Origin of the sequence: Chitinophaga sp. (assembly GCF_035564935.1) — a bacterium.
GTDB lineage: Bacteria > Bacteroidota > Bacteroidia > Chitinophagales > Chitinophagaceae > Chitinophaga.
In genome coordinates, this window is record NZ_DATMTE010000168.1 from 1 (window position 1) to 4,789 (window position 4,789).

Below are 4,789 nucleotides of genomic sequence, written 5' to 3' on the forward strand. Positions count from 1 at the left end.
TTATTAAGAGCATATTATGAGAAAGGTACTGAAGAAATTACCAGCTGGTTTATGATGGAAAATGATTTCTTTATATCAGTTTTATCTTTTTTCAGGAGAATTAAAAGCTACGAAACTATTGTGACAATGGAAGACTGCGAACTGGTATACATCAGTTATGATGATCTCATAGATCTTTATGCCACTTCTCTGGAGTTCAATATCATCGGAAGAAAACTTACAGAATACTATTATTGCAAAAGTGAAAAACGTTTGCTGGCTATCAGGAAACAAACGGCTGTAGAAAGAGTGGAATTTCTCATGCAAAACAATCCGGCCCTGATTGATAGAGTGCCCTTAAAATACATTGCTTCTTACCTGGGAGTTACCCGGGAAACCTTCTCAAGAATAAGAGCCTTATACTAAATTTGTCGATACGTTTAAGTGACAAATATCAATTTTATTTATTGATTTTTATCACTTAAATGAATAACCTGTTTCCCTAACTTTGATCCCGGAACACCAAATAACAATAACAGTTTCAAGGCTGGAGCAAAAGCGAAAATCCCGTAGTCGCTACAATTATTTCCAATTCAACAAAAGCATGGCATTGATTCAATATTACATATTGAAAGAGGCATTCGCATGGCGTAACAATTTTTCATTCATCCATTAAACAACCCAATTTTGAAGGTGGTGCGCTTCCCCTTTCCCCATTCGCTCAGGGTGGGGAAAGTAAGGAAGCCTGATAACCTATTTTTCCCATTAACAAATCGGCAGCTTCGTATGTTAGTAAGGAGGTGAAAATAGGCGATCAAACCTACGTTAAGGTAGGAGAAACCTATTATCAGCCGGTAAGCCACGATGGCAAAAACAAGTACGAAGTGGTACAGGTAGAAGATAGCACACAATAAAACAGCATAATGAAAAACCTCTTTAATTATATAAAGCTCACAATTGTAGGCGGGGCGTTATTATTGATCCCATTGTTTGTGCTGGTGGCAGTGATAGTAAAAGCAGGCAGCCTGGTTAAACGCATTGTTACACCCATTGCACACAGGCTGCCCTTCCAGATACCGGGTATTGCAAAGGAAACATTGCTTGCCATCCTGGTCCTGCTGCTCCTTTGTTTCCTGGCAGGGATTTTTATGCATACCGGCATTGCACAGCGTTTTAAGAAATTACTGGAAGAAGATATCCTGGTACATATCCCCGGGTATTCCTACCTGCAGGCCCTTTCTATCGATAAACTTACCAATAGTCATTCTTCTACCTGGAAACCTGCAACTGTACAGATCGATGGTAATGAAGTAATTTGTTTTGTGATAGATGAAACGGAACACTATTGCTCCATCTTCTTCCCCTCGGCGCCAATCCCTTCCTCTGGTACAGTCTGTGCGCGGGAAAAACAGGATGTCCGTTATCTCTCCATCAGCGTGTCGGAAGCCATTGCCATATTGCGGCAACTCGGCAAAGGCAGCGCTGCCGCCCTGGAAAAAATAAAACCCTGAGCCGCCTGACAAACTAACTTTGAGCTGCGCAACAAAATACACCAACCATATCCGGCCGACCTTTGTCTCAACAAAAAACAATAATCATGACAAAAGTTTGGTTTATCACAGGAAGCTCCAGGGGCCTCGGCCTTAGTCTTACTCAGGCAGTATTGGCAAGCGGCGATAAGGTTGCTGCTACCGCCCGCAACCCTGAACAGTTAAACGGTCTTGCTGCACAATACCCCGGCCAGATCCTTCCCATACAACTCGATGTTACAAACACCCAACAGATCGGGCAGGCTGTGGACACTGCTATTGCGCATTTCGGCAGAATCGACGTATTGGTAAATAACGCCGGCTTCGGCATCACCGGTGCAGCGGAGGCCTTCACAGAAGACGAGGTGCGCAGCCAGCTGGAAACAAACCTCTATGCGCCCATCGCGATTACCAGGGCGGTACTGCCGCATATGCGCAAACAACGCTCCGGCCGTATCCTCCAGATCAGTTCTGTAGGTGGCCGTGTAGGCAACCCCGGCCTTTCTATGTACCAGGCCGCTAAATTCGGTTTGAGCGGGTTTACAGAAGTACTGGCAAAAGAAGTGGCACCCCTGGGTATCTTTGTAACTTCGGTAGAGCCGGGCGGTTTTCGTACCGATTGGGCCGGGGCATCTATGAGCTACGCACCGGCAATTGAAGGTTACGAATCTACAGTTGGCTGGAGAGTGGAATTTCTTCAAAACGGCTTTGTTCCGGTAGGAGATCCTGAAAAAGCAGCAAAAGTTATGGTAGATTTGGCAAATCATCCGGCGCCTCCAGTACACCTGGTACTGGGAAGCGAAGCGGTAAAGATCCTGCAGCAGGCGGATGCAGCGCGACAGGAAGAATTTGAAAAATGGCTGCCCGTTAGCAGGTCCACCGATCATGAGGAGGCAGGCGATTTCTTCGCAGGCGCTGGGGAAAAGTTCGCGGCGAAGGACTAATTGAACGGAAGAATGCCAATGCGGCATTTTTCCATGACGGAAACCATCAGAACCAAAAACAATCATGCCAGAGCATATGTCAAAGGATATCGTTTATTCCTGTTATGCTGCCAGGAGCAGGGAAGGGGAACAGTTTGTAGAAGAACATGTTTTTAGTTACCAGATCTCAGGTACGGTCACTTTTTACGACGGGCAACAAACACAGGTCTTTAACGAAGGCGAATTTCGCCTTTGCCGGCGCAACAAGCTGCTGAAATTTTTTAAACAGCCGCCGGAGAACGGGGACTTTAAAACCATCGCGGTTTATCTCGATGAAACCACGCTGCGGAACTTCGCTATGGAATTTGGTTACACGGTAAATAAACCGGTGGATACGGAAACGGTAATAGCATTGAAGCCAGATCCGCTCCTGCAGAGTTATATCACCTCGCTGCAGCCCTACGAAAAGCTGAACGGGCCGGGCAATGAAAACCTGATCGCGGTGAAAAGAAAGGAAGCCATCCTTCTCCTGCTGAAAGTAAATCCCGCTTTGAAAGACGTGTTGTTCGATTTTACCGCTCCCGGGAAAATTGACCTGGAAGCATTCATGCAGCAAAACTATCACTTCAATGTGGAGATGAAGCGCTTTGCCTATTTAACCGGCAGAAGCCTGGCTACTTTTAAACGCGACTTCGAAAAGATCTTTCATACTTCTCCCAGCCGCTGGTTGCAGCAGAAGCGGTTACAGGAAGCCTATTATCTTATCAAGGAAAAAGGAAGAAAAACATCCGATGTATACCTGGAAGTAGGCTTCGAGGACCTGTCGCATTTTTCCTTTGCATTTAAAAAAGCTTTTGGTATAGCGCCTTCCATGCTGGTATAAATTAAATAATGTTTAGCAGAGATGTATTGATACATCCCTGCTAAACATCGTTTTTATAACCGTTGGCCTCCAATGGCCAATCCACCATCCACCAAAATGCTTTCCCCCGTCACAAACGATGCCGCGGGACTACTTAGCCACAGCACCAGTTCCGCCACTTCTTCCGGTTTTGCAAAACGGCCAACAGGCGCATGTTTTTTAAATGGTTCCTGTAAGGCGCCGGCATTTTCCGCCGGGAAAAAACGATCGAACATAGGGGTATGAATATATCCCGGCTGAATGTTGTTCACCCTGATCCCTGCCGCTGCGGTTTCAACGGCCAGCGCCCGGGTTAAACCATCGGTGCCTGCTTTGCTGGCGGAGTACGCACCGGAGCCCGCCATCGCGCCGCGGGCCAGCCAGGAGGAAGTGTTTACAATAGCGCCGCCGGTGCCCTGCTGCTTAAACTGCTCAATCTCATATTTACAGGATAACCACACTCCTTTGAGATTGATGCCGATCACTTTATCAAATTCCTCTTCCGGTGTTTCTTCTATCAATGCAAAATGCCCCTCGATACCGGCATTGTTGAAGGCAATGTCCAGTTGCCCGAAGCGCTCTGCAGTAGCGGCTACCAGGCTCTTTACTGCATTGCCTTCCGATACATCGGCGGCTATAAAGTGTACATCAGAACTGATTTGCTGTAAATGCTGTAATGCTTTTTGCCCCTCTGTTTCCCGCCGTCCGGCAATCACCACTTTGGCGCCGTTGCGCAGAAATAATTCCGCCGTTGCCAAACCGATACCGGTAGTGCCTCCTGTGATCAGGGCTACTTTGTTTTTTAATGTTTCCCGTGCCATATGTTTTTATTTATGACACAAAGATAGCCGGGGCGGTATCGCTGGAATTATGCGGATCAAACAGGTAATTATGAAATGGAAACAACCGCCTTCCGGAATTGGTTAGGTGTTTGGCCGGTTTGTTTTTTAAAGAAGATGTTGAAGTTGGAGGCATGTTCAAAGCCCAGGCAATAACCAATTGCCGCAATATCGCAATTACTGTGCAGCAACAGCGCTTTTGCCTCCGCGGTTATTTTCTCAGAGATCCAGTCGGTAGTGGTTTTCCCGGTGGTTTCCTTTAGCGCCCGGTTCAGATGGTTGGTATGTACAGATAAATGCGCGGCAAATTCGTTGGCGTTTTTCAGCCGGATCACCTGGTGTGGCGGATCAAGCGGGAACTGCCGTTCCAGCAGCTCCGTAAATAATTCACTGATCCGCTGCGAAGCATTGCCGGCCTGGTAATAAGTATCCGGCGGCTGCATTTTGAGGGCTTCATGCATAATGATCTGCACATAGCTTTTCTGCAGCTCTTGTTTATTTACATAGCCGGAGCTCATTTCCCGCAACATGTTTTCAAATATCTGTTGCAGGAATTGCAGTTTTTCTTTATCAGGAAAGAAAATATGATTGCCACCGGTTTTAAATAACGGCGATTGC

The 4,789-nt window shown here is 46.6% G+C and carries 7 protein-coding genes; 5 read left to right on the forward strand and 2 right to left on the reverse strand.

All coding sequences use genetic code 11. From position 1 onward, the window contains the following. The 5 genes from VN105_RS04495 to VN105_RS04515 all read left to right on the forward strand — a co-directional run. Positions 1-405 (forward strand): Crp/Fnr family transcriptional regulator (locus tag VN105_RS04495; RefSeq protein ID WP_325638346.1); only part of this gene is annotated, 405 nt, incomplete at its 5' end. A 374-nt stretch (positions 406-779) separates the two neighbouring features. After that, the gene (locus tag VN105_RS04500) at positions 780-893 is read left to right on the forward strand and encodes a DUF6515 family protein (RefSeq protein WP_325638348.1); all 114 of its coding nucleotides are present in this window, start codon (positions 780-782) and stop codon (positions 891-893) included. A gap of 9 nt (positions 894-902) precedes the next feature. Beyond that, a complete protein-coding gene (locus tag VN105_RS04505; protein WP_325638350.1) occupies positions 903-1,490 on the forward strand; it encodes a hypothetical protein in 588 nt (195 codons plus the stop codon). 86 nt (positions 1,491-1,576) lie between these two features. After that, positions 1,577-2,452 (forward strand): oxidoreductase, encoded by an 876-nt coding sequence (locus VN105_RS04510; RefSeq protein ID WP_325638352.1) that lies wholly within the window; start codon positions 1,577-1,579, stop codon positions 2,450-2,452. Positions 2,453-2,528: 76 nt separating this feature from the next. Continuing rightward, complete coding sequence (locus tag VN105_RS04515; protein ID WP_325638354.1) at positions 2,529-3,314, forward strand: AraC family transcriptional regulator; 786 nt, start codon at positions 2,529-2,531, stop codon at positions 3,312-3,314. Positions 3,315-3,367: 53 nt separating this feature from the next. Here VN105_RS04515 and VN105_RS04520 read toward each other — a convergent pair whose 3' ends face one another. After that, positions 3,368-4,153 carry a glucose 1-dehydrogenase gene (locus tag VN105_RS04520; protein ID WP_325638356.1) on the reverse strand — a complete coding sequence of 262 codons (786 nt, stop codon included), beginning with the start codon at positions 4,151-4,153 and terminating at the stop codon, positions 3,368-3,370. Positions 4,154-4,221: 68 nt separating this feature from the next. Next, positions 4,222-4,789: helix-turn-helix domain-containing protein (locus VN105_RS04525; protein WP_325638358.1), on the reverse strand; the 568-nt coding region annotated here is incomplete at its 5' end.